Annotated in this window: 18 protein-coding genes and 1 riboswitch; of the genes, 17 read left to right on the forward strand and 1 reads right to left on the reverse strand. The window is 40.7% G+C overall.

The window, feature by feature from the left end; genetic code table 11:
* The first annotated feature begins 8 nt into the window (after positions 1–8).
* The 3 genes from CSV72_RS01010 (at position 9) to CSV72_RS01020 (ending at position 2,712) form a co-directional block, all read left to right on the forward strand.
* The gene (locus CSV72_RS01010; RefSeq protein WP_099633300.1) at positions 9–533 is read left to right on the forward strand and encodes an RNA polymerase sigma factor SigX; all 525 of its coding nucleotides are present in this window, start codon (positions 9–11) and stop codon (positions 531–533) included.
* A 4-nt stretch (positions 534–537) separates the two neighbouring features.
* Positions 538–1,737, forward strand: coding sequence for a GerMN domain-containing protein (locus CSV72_RS01015; RefSeq protein WP_099676733.1), 1,200 nt, complete (start codon positions 538–540; stop codon positions 1,735–1,737).
* A 72-nt stretch (positions 1,738–1,809) separates the two neighbouring features.
* Positions 1,810–1,944, forward strand: a riboswitch (FMN riboswitch).
* 186 nt (positions 1,945–2,130) lie between these two features.
* Positions 2,131–2,712, forward strand: a complete 582-nt coding sequence (locus tag CSV72_RS01020) for an ECF transporter S component (protein WP_099676734.1) — start codon at positions 2,131–2,133, stop codon at positions 2,710–2,712.
* A 647-nt stretch (positions 2,713–3,359) separates the two neighbouring features.
* On the opposite strand, the gene CSV72_RS01025 is transcribed toward CSV72_RS01020, so the two are convergent.
* The gene (locus CSV72_RS01025; RefSeq protein ID WP_029053065.1) at positions 3,360–3,617 is read right to left on the reverse strand and encodes a ferredoxin; all 258 of its coding nucleotides are present in this window, start codon (positions 3,615–3,617) and stop codon (positions 3,360–3,362) included.
* A gap of 112 nt (positions 3,618–3,729) precedes the next feature.
* Between CSV72_RS01025 and CSV72_RS01030 the strand changes: the two genes are divergently transcribed.
* The 14 genes from CSV72_RS01030 to CSV72_RS01095 all read left to right on the forward strand — a co-directional run bounded on the left by CSV72_RS01030 (position 3,730) and on the right by CSV72_RS01095 (position 17,237).
* A complete protein-coding gene (locus tag CSV72_RS01030; RefSeq protein ID WP_099676735.1) occupies positions 3,730–4,758 on the forward strand; it encodes a YpbB family protein in 1,029 nt (342 codons plus the stop codon).
* Positions 4,758–6,197: a RecQ family ATP-dependent DNA helicase gene (locus CSV72_RS01035; protein ID WP_099676736.1), complete on the forward strand. Its 1,440-nt coding sequence runs from the start codon at positions 4,758–4,760 to the stop codon at positions 6,195–6,197. Before CSV72_RS01030 ends, CSV72_RS01035 begins: the two co-directional genes overlap by 1 nt.
* Before the next feature lie 148 nt (positions 6,198–6,345).
* A complete protein-coding gene (locus CSV72_RS01040) occupies positions 6,346–6,651 on the forward strand; it encodes a hypothetical protein (protein ID WP_085428786.1) in 306 nt (101 codons plus the stop codon).
* Between the two features lie 109 nt (positions 6,652–6,760).
* Positions 6,761–7,525: a metallophosphoesterase gene (locus CSV72_RS01045; RefSeq protein WP_099676737.1), complete on the forward strand. Its 765-nt coding sequence runs from the start codon at positions 6,761–6,763 to the stop codon at positions 7,523–7,525.
* A 28-nt stretch (positions 7,526–7,553) separates the two neighbouring features.
* Positions 7,554–8,516, forward strand: coding sequence for a YpdA family putative bacillithiol disulfide reductase (locus tag CSV72_RS01050; RefSeq protein WP_099676738.1), 963 nt, complete (start codon positions 7,554–7,556; stop codon positions 8,514–8,516).
* 80 nt (positions 8,517–8,596) lie between these two features.
* Positions 8,597–9,277 carry a glutamic-type intramembrane protease PrsW gene (prsW, locus tag CSV72_RS01055; RefSeq protein WP_099676739.1) on the forward strand — a complete coding sequence of 227 codons (681 nt, stop codon included), beginning with the start codon at positions 8,597–8,599 and terminating at the stop codon, positions 9,275–9,277.
* 97 nt (positions 9,278–9,374) lie between these two features.
* Entirely contained in the window at positions 9,375–10,172 is a 798-nt protein-coding gene (gene sleB, locus CSV72_RS01060; protein WP_099676740.1) for a spore cortex-lytic enzyme, read from the forward strand.
* A 23-nt stretch (positions 10,173–10,195) separates the two neighbouring features.
* Positions 10,196–11,479, forward strand: coding sequence for a PepSY1/2 domain-containing protein (locus tag CSV72_RS01065; RefSeq protein WP_099676741.1), 1,284 nt, complete (start codon positions 10,196–10,198; stop codon positions 11,477–11,479).
* A 66-nt stretch (positions 11,480–11,545) separates the two neighbouring features.
* The gene (locus CSV72_RS01070; protein WP_158232106.1) at positions 11,546–12,187 is read left to right on the forward strand and encodes a flagellar brake protein; all 642 of its coding nucleotides are present in this window, start codon (positions 11,546–11,548) and stop codon (positions 12,185–12,187) included.
* Positions 12,188–12,263: 76 nt separating this feature from the next.
* A complete protein-coding gene (cmk, locus tag CSV72_RS01075; protein WP_099676743.1) occupies positions 12,264–12,941 on the forward strand; it encodes a (d)CMP kinase in 678 nt (225 codons plus the stop codon).
* On the forward strand, positions 12,938–13,522 hold the full coding sequence (locus CSV72_RS01080) for a lysophospholipid acyltransferase family protein (RefSeq protein WP_099676744.1): 585 nt from the start codon (positions 12,938–12,940) through the stop codon (positions 13,520–13,522). The genes cmk and CSV72_RS01080 overlap by 4 nt, the downstream gene beginning before the upstream one ends.
* A gap of 79 nt (positions 13,523–13,601) precedes the next feature.
* Positions 13,602–14,750 carry a 30S ribosomal protein S1 gene (gene rpsA / locus CSV72_RS01085; RefSeq protein WP_099676745.1) on the forward strand — a complete coding sequence of 383 codons (1,149 nt, stop codon included), beginning with the start codon at positions 13,602–13,604 and terminating at the stop codon, positions 14,748–14,750.
* Between the two features lie 130 nt (positions 14,751–14,880).
* A complete protein-coding gene (gene der, locus CSV72_RS01090) occupies positions 14,881–16,191 on the forward strand; it encodes a ribosome biogenesis GTPase Der (protein WP_099676746.1) in 1,311 nt (436 codons plus the stop codon).
* 26 nt (positions 16,192–16,217) lie between these two features.
* On the forward strand, positions 16,218–17,237 hold the full coding sequence (locus CSV72_RS01095) for an NAD(P)H-dependent glycerol-3-phosphate dehydrogenase (protein WP_099676747.1): 1,020 nt from the start codon (positions 16,218–16,220) through the stop codon (positions 17,235–17,237).
* The last annotated feature ends 8 nt before the right edge of the window (positions 17,238–17,245 follow it).

A 17,245-nucleotide genomic window follows, 5' to 3' on the forward strand; every position in this document is an offset into this window, starting at 1 on the left:
GGGATTGAATGGATGATTCCGTTTTTCAACGATTATATGAAGACTATAACGGTGACGTATTCAACTTCCTCACCTATTTGACTCGCAATCGAGAAGTAGCGGAAGATTTGATGCATGAGGTATATGTGCGTGTACTCAAATCATATGGCCGTTTTGAAGGGAAAAGCTCTGAGAAAACTTGGCTGTTTGCGATTGCGAAAAATGTCTCCATTGATTATTTCCGAAAACAATCCACAATTAAGAAACATGCAAATATTCATTTTGATTGGGAAACAGAGCAATTAGCTTCAACTGATCGCTTGCCTGAACATTTAATTGAAGCGGATGAAGAACAGAAGCAAGTGCTTGAAGCGTTGCACACATGTACGGGTGATCAGAAAATGGTCATCCTCATGCGGTTCTTTCAGGATCTATCAGTTGCAGAAACGGCTGAGGTCTTAGGTTGGACCGAAAGCAAAGTGAAAACGACACAACATCGTGCGATCAAAGCGTTGCAGGTGAAATTGGAAGTACGTTCCGTGAGGGAGGGGTGATGAGGTGAGCAAAGACAAGTGGAATGAAGACGATATTGAAAAACGTTTACGTGACATGCCGGTCGTTAAAGATCAGCGTACCAAAGACGAAATTTTGCAACGGTTAAAAGAAGATTCGAGACTTTCTGAATCGAAAGAGCCTATAAAAAAGCCTTCCAAGTCAAAATGGCCACCAATCATTGCAGCTGTTGCTGCCATTGTATTGCTCACCATCATCGTGCCGACATTCATTCAGCAAAATAATGAAGTATCGATGGATAAAGTAACGACAGAGGAAACAGCTGATACTATCGAGATGGAGAATAATGAAGAAATGCAGTCGAATGACGCGAGTGATGCATCCGTGTTTACAAGGCAAGTTTCAGCTCCGCTCTCGTACGCTGTCTATCCTGCTGACGTCCTGGATCACACAGCGTTTCATATTGGCCTGGCTACCGATCAGGCAACCATTGTTCCTATAACATTCCTAATACCGAATGAACGTCTTCCTGAAGGCTTAGGGGTATCGCCGGATGCAGTTGCACTGTATAATGAGTATGCGAATACAATAGATGAAGAAGCACTTGGATTTATAGAGTACCATCCGTATAAAGCGATGATCTCCTCAAACGGTAAGCAAGTTCAAATGAAGTTTACTGCAAACCATAACTATGACACGTCGAGTGCGACACTTGAGATGTTGAATTTATCTGTACAAGATACGTTTCAAGGATACGATGAAATAAAGTTTTTACAAGAAGATGCATCTTCAATAACGTTTGAACAAGTAGGTCAAGTGGATGAACCGATTGCCTTGTCAGGGGCGGTTTCGCATCAAGCCTACTATCGATTTTTAAAATCAGATGGAGAAGCGGTACTTTCCACTAATTTCGGCAAGGCCTTTGAAACGGTAGAACAAGCTTTGCGTGATATGAAGAAGTCACCAAATGATATCTATTCGACTGTGGTCCCTAAAGGAATAGACTTCACAGCCAAAGAAGTTAAAGGTATTGTTAACGTAAAATTTACTGATGTGCTTGATTTAGATAAAATGCAATCAGAAGAAGCAATGCAACTACTAGACGGAATCTTGCTGACGGCGGCAAGTTTCGATAAACAGGTAGAATTCGATCAAATCGCGCAGGAACAATGGAATCATTTTGACTTCACTCAACCATTGGAAAAACCGATGGGTTCAAATCCAAAGTATCTAATTAACGAATAATTCTGTTTTGTAAACTCGTAAAGTTTACAAAACAGTTTTTTTACGCTATAATAGGTTCATAATTAAATATTGATTCATCTTCGGGGCAGGGTGTAATTCCCGACCGGCGGAAATGAAGTAGAATACTACTTTTAGCCCGCGAGCTTAACAGCTGATTCTGGTGAGATTCCGGAGCCGACAGTATAGTCTGGATGGGAGAAGGTGAAGGTGCAGCCATCTTTTTGTGTACGCAAAAGTGGTGCTTGTTTCCTGACGGATAAGTTTGTAAATTATCTGTTCTTAACAGTGCATTTAACTCTCCCTAAAGCATTTATGCTTTAGGGATTTTTAGCGAACAACAGATGAGCCAGCCTTTCCTCTTTTGAAGTGAATCGCAAAAGGAGAGAGGAACAAGTGAATAACAAGAAGTTACGTAAGCTGATTTTGGTGGCGATTTTGGGAAGTATTTCAACTGTGCTAATGCAGTTCAACTTTCCGATCCCGGCAATGCCTGGATTTTTAAAGATCGATTTCAGTGAGATTCCTGCTGTTATGGCGATCATGACGATGGGACCTGTTGCAGGTATAGGCGTAGAGATATTGAAGAACGTCATGCACTGGTTCTTATCAGGAAGCCCGACAGGAGTACCGGTAGGAGAAGTTGCAAACTTTGTGACAGGTGTATTATTCATTATGCCAATCTACTGGATTTTCACGAAGTATCGTTCAGCTAAAGGTCTTGCATCAGGTTTGATCGCGGGTACGGTAGCAATGGCAGTAGGTATGAGCTTGTTGAATTACTTAGTGTTCTTGCCGATGTACACATACTTCCTTGGTATGCCAGCAGTTACAGGCGACTCGCTGTATCAGATGATCATATTAGGAATCTTACCGTTCAACTTGGTCAAGGGTATAATGCTATTAGCCATCACGTTGATGTTATATAGAAGCATGGAGAAGTGGATTCTTCAGCAACAAAAGAAATTATTGTTCTAAATCATAAAAGCGCCAGTCTTCCTGCAAACAGGGAAGGCTGGTTTTTTATGTAAGTGGAGAGTGGAGAGTGGGAAGTGTGGCAATTGTAACGTCATGGGATTTCCACTGCAGCTGGCGGACGCTTTCTGGAGGGGCCGCGTTGAGCCAACTAGTCACTTCGTTCCTTTAGTTGTCTCACCTGTCGGCCTGATCCTCCCGAAGTCGCCCCCATCTTCCGTTGCAATCCTTACATATAAAGTGGATATATGTATATCACACACTGTCGATAGTTTGTGAATTATTGTTGTCATTGAATTTATTTAAGTTCAATGTCAAATAAAAGCGCAGATTATGTCTCGTTTCAGGTAGAGATTATTTACAATCCTAGCTTTAGAGTGAAACAATAAGTGGCTACCCCATACTCTGCAGGGATTTTCGTTCCCAGCGGCGACTCCCGCGGGATAAGCATGAGCCTTGAGACCCCGCAGAAGCGAAGCGCCGAGAAGGCTCAAGCCATGCCCGCAGGAAAGCGTCCGCTCGGAACGGAAATACCCACCCCTATCCAAATACCAGCCTGATCATCTCAAGTATAGTTAATGATCTCTCCAATTGATTCATCAAATAAAAAAACAACACATCCAATAGTAGGAAGTGTTGTTGGGATTGAATCAATCTTCATATTTTAATGGATCGCCTTCGAAGGCCTCATCCGCAATTTTAATTGAATCGGTAGGGCAGCCATCATATGCATCCTCGAGATCCTCCATCAGTTCTTCTGGAACTTCAGTGTTTCCCGTGTTATCATCTAAAATAACAAATGCAATCCCCTCATCGTCATAATCATATATATCTGGTGCAGCAGCCCCGCAGGCCCCGCAAGCTATACACGTATCCTGATCGACAATCGTATATTTTTTGCTAGACATTTGTCTTTCTCCCTTCTTCCATTCACTCAACCTATTTTGTATCTACTCTATTCTAAAGCTGTTTTCATCACTTTTCAACAAAAAAACGTTATTTCTTCAGGAGGGAGCGCAAATGAGTTTTGATTCCATCTTACTAACGATCTTTCAACGCCTCCATGGTGAGCGTTCAGCGCAAGGAGTCTACCACATACTTCGTGGCAAACGATCGGGACAGACATTGCAAGACGTCGAATATTATCAAGTCAAATCATACTACGCACTGTTGCCACAGTTGTCATTAAGCGAATTCCAGCAGGCGCTGGAGCGGATGGTGGCGGACGGTTTAATCTATATAGATAAACTTGTTTATGTCACAGCAAAAGGTCAAATGGCGACAGGTAGTGAAATGTGGCGATTTAATGGCTGGGACTATCGTGGACGTGAAAGAGAATTCGGTAGGCGATTGGCATTGACAGTTCAAACCTTGTCTAATTTGCGAAGTGGTGAAACTATGTTCATGCCGATTCAGAAAGAATTGCCTACTCAGAAATTTGTAAAAGGATTTCTGCGTAATCAATCAAAACCGATGAATACACTATCTATATCGTTGCAGAATGAATTGGAACACGCACTAATAAACGCTCAAGTACCGGAGCTACAATGTACAATAGTGATTGGTCGATTATCAGGAAACCGGCTTACCGCCTTTACTTGGGAGCAGATGGCGGAAAGTCTCAACATGCCGACCCGTTCGATCCAACTTTATTATCTAGAAGCATTGCATATGTTGCTCGATTTTATTCACCAACAACGAAATACTCCGTTGCTGAAGGAATTAGCTGCAGGTTGTAGAGTGGACACGTATTTGACACAATCCGCTGAGAGAACGAGGAAGCTATTCGAGCGTGGTTATACCGTTGAACAAATTTCTACTTTGCGGAATTTGAAATTAAGTACAATAGAAGATCATTTTATTGAAATGGCTGCGAATGTAGAAAATTTTCCATATAAAGAGTTTGTGACAAACGAACAAATTGATCAAGTTTGGCGTCATGTAGAACAGATGCAAACAAAGCGATTACGTGTATTAAAAGAACAGTGTCCAGAATTGATGTATTTTCAACTACGATTAATAATCATTATTGGAAGGAGGGAGAGCTAATGGAGCTACAGGATGTTTTGCATCAAAAATTCGGGTATGAATCATTTCGTCCAGGACAACGAGAAGTCATTACAGAAATTCTTGCAGGAAGAGATGCGGTAGCAATTTTTCCTACAGGCATGGGGAAATCCCTTTGCTATCAGTTACCCGCGTATATGCTCAATGGTGCAGTGGTCATTATCTCTCCGCTCGTTGCGTTGATGGAAGATCAAGTTGCTAATTTACGTAAACATAAAGAGAAACGCGTTGTGGCCATTAATTCATTTTTATCCAGTCAGGAGAAAGAATTAGCGCTGTCTACTTTATCTCAATATAAATTTATTTTTTTATCACCTGAAATGATGATGCAAAAAACTGTTCAACAACTCGTAAACCAATTACATATTGCTTTTTTCGTAGTAGATGAAGCGCATTGTATTTCAGAGTGGGGATTTGACTTTCGTCCAGATTATTTACGGTTAAAAGAACTATTCGCAGTTTCAAGAAGATCACCGGTTTTGGCATTAACGGCTACTGCGAATAAAAAAGTAGTGGGGGATATCACTACGTATTTGCAAATGAATAACCCGTATATTGAACGTCAGCCGATGGATCGAACGGCTATTTCGTATCGTATATTGAAGATGGACAATGAATTAGCAAAGACAGAATGGGTTATCGACAGGCTCTCTACGACAATCGGTCCTGGAATAATTTATGTAGCTTCACGAAAGCGTGCCGATAAACTTTCTGCAATCATCAGAGAAAGAGGCATCGCGACTGCTAGTTATCATGGGGGCAAAGAACAGGACGAACGGTCAATCATTCAAGAACAATTTGTCCAAGGAGAACTTGAGTGGATCTGCGCGACTAATGCATTCGGTATGGGAATTCATAAAGATGATATTCGACAAATTATTCATGAACATATCCCTGCCACTCCAAGTGCGTATATACAAGAAGTCGGGCGTGCAGGGCGTGACGGAGGAAAAGCAGCCGCCACTCTTTTGTATAATGATCGAGATATTCAGAAAGTGAAATTCATTGTCTATGAAGATTTGCCCGATGAACAGCAAACTCTCTATTATTCTTCTTTATTGCAAGCAGGAACTGGAGAGCGATTGGCTGCAGAACAAGCAGGATTGTCTGAAGTCTCATCCCGTCTACTTGATTATTATTTGGAACAATTTGATGTGGAAAATGTCGTTCGACAAATTCAGCAGATTTATCATGTAAAAGAGAAACAAATTGAGGAAATGGAAAGCTATATAAAATGTGATAGCTGCTTACGTAGGAAATTAGTACAGTTTTTTGACGAAAACACTTCACCAGCAGAAATGGATTGCTGTTCAAACTGTCAGAATCTTGATGATAGCTGGCTATTGAAATCGGAATCTTTACCTGAGAGGGTCGCTAAGCCGTTACAGTGGCGTGAACGACTGCATCAATTATTAGGTTGATCCTAACTGTCTGTATTTACTTTTAAGACAAAATTCGGCATAATAGAAACAGATGAGTTTATGAGCGGACGTACTTTTCAGGGATGAATAAACGAATTGCATCATATAATAGCAACAGACATTATGCGGTGTGAAGGAGAAATTAGACATGTTAAACGATCAATATAAGATGGATTTTGAACGGCAGCGAAAAGAGATTAAAGATAAAGTGCCTTCTGATAAACTTCCTTCCCGTGCAGAAGTACATGGAAAGAAGAAAGAGGAAAAATACGGTCGTGTGAAGATCATCAATATCTTTCTAGCAATCTTTACGCTAATTCCTATCATTATTTTACTCTACGTATTATCCGATCTCTATTCCCCTGACGTTCCCGACCAAGTGCCAGTGGAAAAAGTTGAGTTATCGGTTGGGTTTCATCCAACGATGACAGAATACTTGGGTGCAGTTTCATAACGAAAGTAAAATGGTTGAGGGTATTATCGGAATCTTGCTATACTACTAATGAAATTTATTACTACAAAAGCAAAGTGGATACTTTGCTTTTTTCTATGGGAGCTGACTAATGAAAAAGGCAAAAACAGCAGGAATATCAGTTCTTTTATCAGCAATAACTACGTTGACGTATATGTATACGTTGGCCAATCGAAATCGTTTGCTAACGCATACTTTGTCGATTGATCCAACTCCTACTAAACAGTTGAATATATTTTTTATTTCGGATATACACAGACGTACTATTTCGCCTCGATTAATCGATGAATTACGTACGCGTGCAATTGATGCAGTCATAGTAGGCGGAGATGTAGCTGAAAAAGGTGTACCTATGGAGCGGATTTTGCATAACATGCGTTTGCTGTCTTCAGTAGGACCGCTATTTTATATTTTTGGTAATAATGATAAAGAGGTTGGTAGAAAAAACATTTTGCAAGTGATGGATGAAGTAGGCGCAACGGTACTCGTAGATAGTACAGCAACCGTACCGAATCATCCACGCTTCGGATTATGTGGACTGCAGGATCGGAATAATGGTACCGTCGATATCAATAAAGCAATCGACTCAGCAAGTGGATATGAGTATTTAATTCTGGCTGTGCACAATCCTTCTTTGTTTAAAAAAGTAGAGGAGCAACTGCAACCTAAATTGTCGGTTGCTGGGCATACACATGGTGGACAAATTAGATTTGGACCATGGGGATTGCAGGATCTAGGTTGTTTCCAGATAACGAAATACGGTGCGAAATTAATCAGTAACGGCTATGGAACGACCAAGTTACCGTTACGACTCGGTGCAAAACCCGAATGTCATGTAGTGGAAGTTCACTATTAGGTAGTTAGAAGTCAGGAGAGTAGATGTCATGAATTCTGTAGATGCAGTAATTGTCGGTGGCGGTCCATGTGGCTTATCAGCGGCAATTGAACTACAAAATATCGGTTTGTCGGTAGTAGTAATTGAAAAAGGAAATATCGTGCATTCCATTTATAATTATCCGACTCACCAAACCTTTTTTAGTTCAAGCTTGAAGTTATCAATTGGCAAGACGCCATTTATTACAGCGATGGATAAACCGAAACGTAATGATGCATTGGTCTATTATAGAACCGTTGCACAAATTGAAGAACTGCAAATTAATAGCCATGAGCGAGTGGAAGATGTAGTTAAAAATGGTGGTCAATTCACCGTGAAAACGGATCAAGCGGTCTATAGTGCGAAGTATGTTGTAGTAGCAACAGGTTATTATGATCAGCCAAATCGTTTACATGTGGAAGGAGAAGATTTGCCAACTGTTTTCCATTACTTTAAAGAAGCACATCCGTATTTCAATAAAAAAGTAACAGTCATTGGTGGCAAAAATTCTGCAGTCGATGCGGCATTGGAATTACAGCGTGCTGGAGCGCACGTTACGGTCGTTTACCGTAATGATACGTATTCAAATAGTGTCAAACCTTGGATTTTGCCTGGCTTTGATAGTTTAGTGCGGAATGGTCAAATCGATATGTATTTCAATGCAGACGTTACCAAAATCACTGAAAAAACTGTCACCGTCAATCAGCAAGGAACTATATTTGATCTCGAAAGTGACTATGTCTTTGCGATGATCGGTTATCATCCGGATCATGCATTTTTACGTAAAATAGGTATTAAAGTAGATGAACAATCTGGAAGACCTATTTTCAATGAAGATACAATGGAAACGAACGTGGATAATTTATTTATCGCGGGTGTCATTGCGGCTGGAAATAATGCCAATGAAATTTTCATCGAAAATGGTCGGTTCCATGGTGGAATGATTGCGCAATGTATTGCACAAAATAAGTGAATGGATCAGTCGCTTGCCTTACAGGTCAAGCGGCTTTTTTCATTTATGATGTGATATACTACCGACATGAGGAGGCGCCTATGTTTATTTTACTGACAGTCGCAATAGCGCCGGCGCTGGCACTTTTCAGTTATTTGTATTTACGTAAACAAATTGCTAAAGAGCCATCCAAGACGCTATTCCATGCATTCATTTACGGTGCAATCATGACATTTCCTATTTTGTTTATTCAGCATGTATTTGAAGAAGAGCATGTATTTAACAATGAATTTTTCCGTAATGTATTATTTACGAGCAGTTTAGAAGAATTTTTTAAATGGATTATTATTTTTATTCTCGTGTATAAAACAATTGAATTTGAAGATGCTTATGATGGGATTTTATACGGGGCGAGTGTTTCGCTTGGATTTGCTACAGTGGAAAATATTTTATATTTATTATCCTTTGGTTTAGACACAGCTTTTATTCGTGCATTACTCCCTGTCTCAAGCCACGCGTTATTTGGTGTCGTCATGGGGTATTATTTTGGAAAAGCGAAGTTTTCTGCTGTATCAGAAAAAGTAAAATGGATAACTATTGCATTTTTGGCTCCATTCTTGCTCCATGTCCTCTACAATGCGATTTTATTTACCTATGATTATTGGTTATATTTAATGATCCCTTTTATGCTATTCCTTTGGTGGTTTGGCTTGACACGAGTGAAGTATGCGCACACTTTTGCAATGCAGCAATTTAGAAAAAGAAATCAATCAAACTTCTAGAAATCCGTCTGAGTAAATCAGACGGATTTTTCGCCTTATAAAATACTGAATATTGGATAACCTACAAGGAAGCACAATTTTTTGGAGGTGGATGTCTATGAAGCGAATTACAAAACGCTTCCTATTTTTATTACTGGCAGGCATCATGATGTTTTCTTTCTTTGTGAGTCATAGTGAAGCATTTAGTGGACGTGACTTGGCAAAAGGTGCAAAAGGAGATGATGTCATTGAGTTACAAGCGAGGCTTCAATATATCGGTTTCTATCATGGAGAGATTGATGGTAATTTTGGATTTGGGACTTACTGGGCATTACGCAATTTCCAGGAACAATACGGTTTGCCGCTTGACGGGATTGCGGGTAAAGGGACTCAGAAGAAGTTGCAAGGAATTTCTGATTACGATGAAAAGTATGTAAAGGGACAGATTGCGAAAGGAAATCAATTTACCTATTACGGTGGTCAGTCGCTTGAATCGCAGGTGAAAAAGGGAAGTGCACCACACAAGCAGACGCAAACCCAAATGCAGGCACCCCCTAAATATACCGACCAGGATATTAATTTATTGGCCAATGCAGTATATGGCGAATCTCGTGGAGAGCCATACGAAGGACAAGTGGCGGTGGCAGCAGTTATTTTAAACCGTGTCGAACATGCAGATTTTCCTGATTCTATTGGTGGCGTCATCTTTCAACCAGGAGCGTTTACTGCAGTTGCGGATGGGCAGATTTGGCTGACACCGAATGAGCGCGCGAAAGAAGCAGTCATCGATGCAATCAACGGCTGGGATCCTTCAGAAAACGCAATATACTATTTCAATCCAATCACAGCGACTAGTAAATGGATTTGGTCAAGACCGCAAATTAAGAAAATCGGTTTACACATCTTTTGTGACTAATAGAAAGGAGGACCTAGCTACTTATGAAACGAATGATTTTCATTCTGACCTATTCATTTATTGTATTGGGAATATATACGTTTGGAACGGTACGTGAAAATGAAGATTTATCGATCGCACTGAATGGCCAATATTCGAAAAGTATGACGGATGCCTCGCAAAAACTTGGTGAGTTGGAAGAGGCGGTAAACAAGTCGTTGCTTTTTGAAGATCAAAAAAGTTCTGCAAAGGAAAGGGAAGATATTTGGCGTTTGTCTTCAGACATCAAATCGTCTATTTCCTCACTTCCTGTAGATGAAAGTTTCTCTACTTCCTGGATGAATTACTTAGGACGGTTAGGGAATTTCGCAAAGGAATCTACGGAAAATGGCGAGCCTGACGAATATTATGGTGTTATGCAACGTGCTTCAGAAAATCTTAATGAATTGACGAATGAATGGCAATTGGCAACAAAAGATATGTTTTCAAGAAGAATGTCGATGAGTAACTGGGAAAAGAAGTTGCGTGACTCGCCAGATGGCCAGGCGAATTGGTCGAAAATGGGAGAGTCTGTCATGCAATATACAGAAGCGGTATTCCCATTAACAGCAAGCGAGTCTGATGCCAAGAAGAAAAAAGAGTTGCGTGATATTAAAGAAAAGAAAATTAGCGAGGACGAAGCGATTCAAAAATTCAAGAAGCTTCTGCCGGCTGTGTCGAATGATATCATTGCAGCAGAAAGAAGTAGGAAAGGCGCTCCCTATCCATTTTATCATATCCGTTTCGCGGAAAATTCTTCAATTGGCTATATTGATATAACTGAAAAAGGTGGACATGTTCTGTCGTATCTCGTGGAGCGTCGTATGGGTAAGCCCACAGTATCCTATGAAGAACTAGAGAAACTAGCTGATGAGTTTTTACAAAAAGCGGATTATACGGATTTGGTTTTGGAAGAGGCAAGAGAAAATGATACCGCATGGCATTTTGTTTACGTCCGAGTGCACCCTGAAAATGATGCCAAAGTATTCTCAGACCCGATTCATATCAAGTTAGCAAAAGACAACGGTGAAGTGATTGGTCTGAATGCATCGGAGTACATTCGAAAAGAGCAACCGAAATCACAACCTATTCGTACAGCGGAGTGGCACACGTTCTTTAGGCCGGACGTTACAGTAATGGCTCAGGAGCTTGCCTACGTAGAAAATAGTCAAATGGTCCAACGCCTTGCGCATTATTTAACAGTCGTTTCCGGAAAAGACAACTTGGAGACATATAAGATTCTCGTTGACACTGAGACATTAGAAGTCATAACGACAGAAAAACAATAAAAAAGGATTGGAAAAATTTACTCCACATGACATAATGAAAGCATAGGACGAATGGCAGGTGGAGAAATGAGACTAAGTATCGGGACGGTATTAACTTTAGAAAAAGATTATACCGAGGAATCGGAGAAATTTAAATGTCGTGTAGTGGATATTGAAGGTGAAGAACACTTCATGATGGATTACCCTATCAACATGATGACGGGAAAAACAGCATTCTTCATAGATGGTACGCAGCTTCTCGTTACATTCGTAGACCAGTATAAGATGTCGTATGCATTTCGTACGGAAGTGCATAGCCGAGTCAACCAAACGATACCCATGCTTAAACTGAAGTATCCTGGTGATCAGCAATTGATTAAAATCCAGAGAAGAGAATTCGTTCGTGTCGATACATCATTGGATGTGGCGTTACTGGCAAATTCCTCATCATTGCAATTGGTGTCAATGGATATCAGCGCTGGAGGATTAGCAGTCAATATGAAAGATCATGATTATTTCATGCAAAATACAGAAGTGAAATTATTGATCGTATTGTATTTCTCGAAAACAGAAATCAAATATGTTTCATGTAAAGCGAAAGTAGTTAGGAACTGGGAAAGTGAGAAGCGCAGACTGAGCTCTTTTGTGTTTAATGAAATAGACGACAAAGATCGACAACACATTATTCGCTATTGTTTTGAACGTCAGTTAGAATTACGAAATAACTAAAGGAAAAGTCTGTCGAGAGCAGACTTTTCCTTTTTGCTTATGGTACAATAAAGGCGTAAATGGAGGGGTTTTCATCATGACAGGTGGAATGAGAATCGCAATTGACGGACCTGCAGCGGCAGGTAAAAGTACAATTGCTAAATTAGTAGCTAAAAAATTAGGATATACGTATATCGATACGGGGGCCATGTATCGTGCCATTACTTACAAAGTACTTCAAAGCGCCACTGATCCACGTAATGAGGAAGAAATAACGAGACTGATTGCACAAACGGATATTGAATTGCAACCGGATGAAGAAGTGCAAAAAGTTTTGCTGGACGGTATCGAGGTAACCGATGCGATACGTTCGCACGAAGTGACGACGAATGTTTCAGCGATAGCGGCTTTGACGTCTGTCCGTGAACTGTTAGTCGCTAAACAGCAAAATTTGGCAGCGGAATCATCCGTTGTAATGGATGGCAGAGATATTGGTACTGCTGTTTTGCCAGAAGCGGAACTAAAAATCTTCATGACAGCTTCTGTAGAAGAGCGTGCAGAGCGTCGTTTATTAGAAGAACGAAAGCGCGGAATGAAGTCTGATTATGAAACATTGAAAAGAGAAATTAGTGAGAGAGATCAAGCGGATAGCGAACGTAAAATATCCCCTTTAAAAAAAGCAGAAGATGCTATTATAATTGATACAACAGGGAAAACAATAGAAGAAGTAACGAATAGGATTGTCGAATATGCCGAAAAGAGGTTAGCTCAATGAATTTATATCCACTTGGCAAATTTTTGATTAGTACTGTTTGCTTTCCACTATATCGAATTAAGGTAATTGGCAAAGAAAACTTTCCTAAACAAGGCGGCGTGCTTTTATGTACAAATCATATAGATAATTTAGATCCGCCTATAGTCGGTATTACATGCCCAAGAACGGTTCATTTTATGGCCAAAGAAGAACTATTTGAAAAGCCGATTCTTAAAACTTTATTACCAAAAGTACAGTCATATCCTGTGAAACGCGGCATGAGTGATCGAGAAGCATTCCGTAAAACCATTAAACTATTACGTGAAGATAAAGTGGTAGGCCTTTTCCCTGAAGGAACTAGAAGCAAAACGGGAGAGATTGGAAAAGGTTTGGCAGGCGCAGGGTTTTTTGCGTTAAAAGGTGGCGATGCAAAAGTTGTCCCTTGTGCAATCATTGGACCGTATAAAGCTTTTTCGCAATTGAAAGTAGTTTATGGTGAAGCTATGGATATGACGGCTTACCGTGAAAGAAAAGCATCTGCCGAAGAGGTAACAGAGGCAATTATGGCAGAGATATCCAAGTTGATTGAACAGTACAAATAAAAGAATAAGTGCAATTTTTTGTTTTTAAGTCTCAATTCGCATAATATAGAGATAGGATCATTATGGAGGAGGACTACATATGACTGAAGAGATGAATATGGATGAAGTTAAAGAATACGGTGAAGGTGCACACGTAACGGGTGTAGTGACAAAGGTTGAAGAGAAATCGGTGACGGTTGAAATCGCTGGCGCTCCTTTTGACGGCGTGATTCCGATCAGTGAACTTTCTAGCTTGCATATTGAAAAAGCAGCAGATGCAGTCTCAGTCGGTGACGAATTAGAATTGGCGATTACCAAAGTGGAAGATGAGACTTACGTCTTATCCAAGCGCCAAGTAGATGCAGAAAATGCATGGGATTCACTAGAAGAGAAATTTGAAAACGGTGAAATCATCGAAACAGAAGTAAAGGACGTAGTAAAGGGTGGACTGGTAGTCGACCTTGGCGTACGTGGATTTATTCCAGCTTCTTTAGTAGAAGATCACTTCGTTGAATCATTTGATGATTATAAAGGACGTACGATGACATTCAAAATCGTTGAAATGGATAAAGAAAAGAACCGTTTGATTTTGTCTCACCGTGCAGTTGTTCAAGCGCAGAATGAGAAGAAAAAAGAAGCCGCACTTTCTGAAATTCAAGAAGGTGACATTCTAGATGGTACCGTACAACGCATCGCATCTTTTGGTGCATTCGTTGATATCGGTGGAGTAGATGGTTTGGTCCACATCTCACAAATTTCACACGGACATATCGAAAGCGTGTCGGAGGTGTTGAAAGAAGGAGACGAAATCCAAGTCAAAGTATTGTCTGTTGACCGTGATGCAGAACGCGTATCTCTATCCATTAAAGATACATTGCCTGGACCATGGGAAAATATTGAAGAAAAAGCAGAAGTTGGCTCTGTACTGGAAGGTACGGTGAAACGACTTGTAGCATATGGGGCATTCGTTGAGATCTTGCCTGGCGTGGAAGGACTCGTTCACATTTCACGTATTGCACATGAGCATATCGGTACGCCACAAGAAGTTCTTGAAGAAGGACAGTCTATACAAGTAAAAGTATTAGACGTGAACCCACAGGAAAAACGTATCTCATTGAGCATTAAAGATCTTATAGAAAAGCCTCAAGAAGCACGTGAAGAAAACTTTAGTTATGAAATGCCTGAAGAAACAACTGGCTTCTCTTTAGCAGATGTCATCGGCGATCAACTAAAGAAATTCCAAAAATAATCTTCAGAATGTGATAAACTAGCCACAAATGATGAATAAGCGTAACTGGAATGATGATGCTTTCATATGCATCATCATTCTTTTTGTGTATAATATTCAAAGATAGGTCGGAAGGGTGTAATGAAAGAACATGAAAAAACCAACAGTAGCAATCGTAGGAAGACCAAACGTCGGTAAGTCGACAATCTTTAACCGGATCGTAGGCGAACGTATTTCTATCGTAGAAGACGTTGCCGGTGTAACGCGAGATCGTATATACAGCGCAGCAGATTGGTTGAATTATGAATTTAACTTAATCGATACAGGCGGCATTGAACTGAGTGATGAGCCATTACTTGATCAAATTCGTATGCAAGCTGAAATCGCCATTGAAGAAGCGGACGTCATCATCTTTTTGACGAATGGTAGAGATGGTGTGACAGATTCAGATGAACATGTAGCACGTATGTTGTATAAAACGAACAAGCCAGTCGTATTGGCAGTGAATAAAGTAGATAATCCAGAAATGAGAGACATGATCTATGACTTCTACTCACTTGGATTTGGCGAGCCGTATCCACTTTCAGGATCACACGGTCTAGGACTTGGTGATTTATTGGATGCTGTCGCAGAAAGCTTTAAAGATATGAACTTAGAAGAAGAGGAAGACGATTCCATCAAGTTCTGTTTAATCGGCCGGCCGAATGTCGGAAAGTCGTCACTTGTTAACGCATTACTTGGTGAAGATCGTGTCATCGTCAGTGATATCGCTGGAACGACAACAGATGCGATTGACTCTACAAAAGTAATAGAAGGACAAGAATTTAAAATTATCGACACAGCGGGAATGCGTAAAAAAGGGAAGGTATACGAAAATACAGAGAAATACAGTGTATTACGTGCCTTGAAGGCGATTGATCGCTCTGATGTTGTATTGATTGTCATGAACGCAGAAGAAGGTATTCGTGAGCAGGACAAACGTGTAGCCGGTTTTGCGGAAGAAGCAGGAAAAGGTGTCATGTTTGTTGTGAACAAATGGGATACGCTTGAAAAAGATGATAAGACGATGAATAAATTTATTGATGATATTCGCGATCAGTTTAGATTCCTTGATTATGCACCTATTTTCTTTGTGTCAGCTAAAACGAAACAACGTGTGCATACATTATTCTCTAATATCCAATTGATTAGTGAAAATCATGCGATGCGTATTCAGTCAAGTGTCTTGAATGAGGTAGTAGAAGACGCAGTAGCTAGAAATCCTGCACCTTCAGATAAAGGACGTCGTTTGCGGATTTACTATGCAACACAAGTTGCTGTTAAGCCACCGACATTCGTGGTCTTTGTCAATGAACCGGAACTTATGCACTTTTCTTATGAACGCTTTTTACAGAACAGATTACGTGAAGCTTTTGGATTTGAAGGTACACCAATTCGCTTAATCACTAGAGCAAGAAGTTAACTACGCAAACAGAAAGGGTGGAGGTAATGGAAAAAGTCTCTATAATCGGGGCGGGCAGTTGGGGTACCGCACTTGCTGTTGTGCTGGCTGAAAATGGACATGACAGCTTAATTTGGACAAGGCGTGCCGAACAAGCGGATGAAATTCATAATCAGCACACGAACAACCGGTATTTGCCAGATGTGAAACTGCCAGATAACCTTAACTCTACTAATGAACTGCACATGGCGGTCCAGCATGCGAAGACGATTATACTGGCCGTACCGACTGTTGCGATGCGTGAGACGTGTCGTCATATACAGGAATTACTAACAGAACCGGTTACATTTGTCCACGTCTCCAAAGGAATTGATCCAGATTCGTTGGAACGGATTTCTGAAATCATAGCAGATGAAATTGATGAAACACTGCGCGAAGCCATTGTAGTGCTGTCTGGACCGAGTCACGCGGAGGAAGTCGTACTTAGACATCCAACAACGGTGGCAGTCGCTTCAAGCGACATGGAAGCGGCAGAACGGATACAAGATTTATTCATGAGCCAGTATTTCCGTGTCTATACGAATAAAGATGTAATCGGCGTGGAGCTGGGCGGGGCATTGAAAAATGTTATTGCTTTAGCTGCTGGAATATCTGATGGTCTTGGCTACGGTGATAATGCAAAAGCTGCTCTGATTACAAGAGGGCTAGCAGAAATTACGCGACTAGGTGTTAAAATGGGCGCGGATCAACAAACATTTTCCGGATTAACGGGACTTGGTGATTTGGTTGTTACGTGTACAAGTGTCCACTCGAGAAACTGGCGAGCAGGAAACTTACTTGGTAAAGGCCAACCCCTAGAGAGAGTGACTGAAGAAATGGGCATGGTAATAGAAGGTGTGCGTACAACGAAGGCTTCGTTTCAGTTGGCGCAGCAATTTGATGTCAACATGCCGTTGACAGAAGCCTTATATTCTATACTATTTGGAGGCATTCCACCTAAACAAGCAGTGGATCTATTAATGACCCGCGGTAAGAAGCAAGAAATCGATACATTTTTCGGTATTTAAACAGTAGG

The sequence above is a fragment of the Sporosarcina sp. P20a genome, assembly GCF_002743175.1.
Lineage (GTDB): Bacteria > Bacillota > Bacilli > Bacillales_A > Planococcaceae > Sporosarcina.

Excerpts from the sequence above, each read along its gene's own strand:
- CSV72_RS01010 (WP_099633300.1), top strand. The coding sequence starts at position 9 with ATGGATGATTCCGTTTTTCAACGATTATATGAAGACTATAACGGTGAC.
- CSV72_RS01025 (WP_029053065.1), bottom strand. The coding sequence starts at position 3,617 with ATGTCTAGCAAAAAATATACGATTGTCGATCAGGATACGTGTATAGCT.
- CSV72_RS01030 (WP_099676735.1), top strand. The coding sequence starts at position 3,730 with ATGAGTTTTGATTCCATCTTACTAACGATCTTTCAACGCCTCCATGGT.
- CSV72_RS01035 (WP_099676736.1), top strand. The coding sequence starts at position 4,758 with ATGGAGCTACAGGATGTTTTGCATCAAAAATTCGGGTATGAATCATTT.
- CSV72_RS01040 (WP_085428786.1), top strand. The coding sequence starts at position 6,346 with ATGTTAAACGATCAATATAAGATGGATTTTGAACGGCAGCGAAAAGAG.
- CSV72_RS01045 (WP_099676737.1), top strand. The coding sequence starts at position 6,761 with ATGAAAAAGGCAAAAACAGCAGGAATATCAGTTCTTTTATCAGCAATA.
- CSV72_RS01050 (WP_099676738.1), top strand. The coding sequence starts at position 7,554 with ATGAATTCTGTAGATGCAGTAATTGTCGGTGGCGGTCCATGTGGCTTA.
- prsW (WP_099676739.1), top strand. The coding sequence starts at position 8,597 with ATGTTTATTTTACTGACAGTCGCAATAGCGCCGGCGCTGGCACTTTTC.
- sleB (WP_099676740.1), top strand. The coding sequence starts at position 9,375 with ATGAAGCGAATTACAAAACGCTTCCTATTTTTATTACTGGCAGGCATC.
- CSV72_RS01065 (WP_099676741.1), top strand. The coding sequence starts at position 10,196 with ATGAAACGAATGATTTTCATTCTGACCTATTCATTTATTGTATTGGGA.
- CSV72_RS01070 (WP_158232106.1), top strand. The coding sequence starts at position 11,546 with ATGAGACTAAGTATCGGGACGGTATTAACTTTAGAAAAAGATTATACC.
- cmk (WP_099676743.1), top strand. The coding sequence starts at position 12,264 with ATGACAGGTGGAATGAGAATCGCAATTGACGGACCTGCAGCGGCAGGT.
- CSV72_RS01080 (WP_099676744.1), top strand. The coding sequence starts at position 12,938 with ATGAATTTATATCCACTTGGCAAATTTTTGATTAGTACTGTTTGCTTT.
- rpsA (WP_099676745.1), top strand. The coding sequence starts at position 13,602 with ATGACTGAAGAGATGAATATGGATGAAGTTAAAGAATACGGTGAAGGT.
- der (WP_099676746.1), top strand. The coding sequence starts at position 14,881 with ATGAAAAAACCAACAGTAGCAATCGTAGGAAGACCAAACGTCGGTAAG.
- CSV72_RS01095 (WP_099676747.1), top strand. The coding sequence starts at position 16,218 with ATGGAAAAAGTCTCTATAATCGGGGCGGGCAGTTGGGGTACCGCACTT.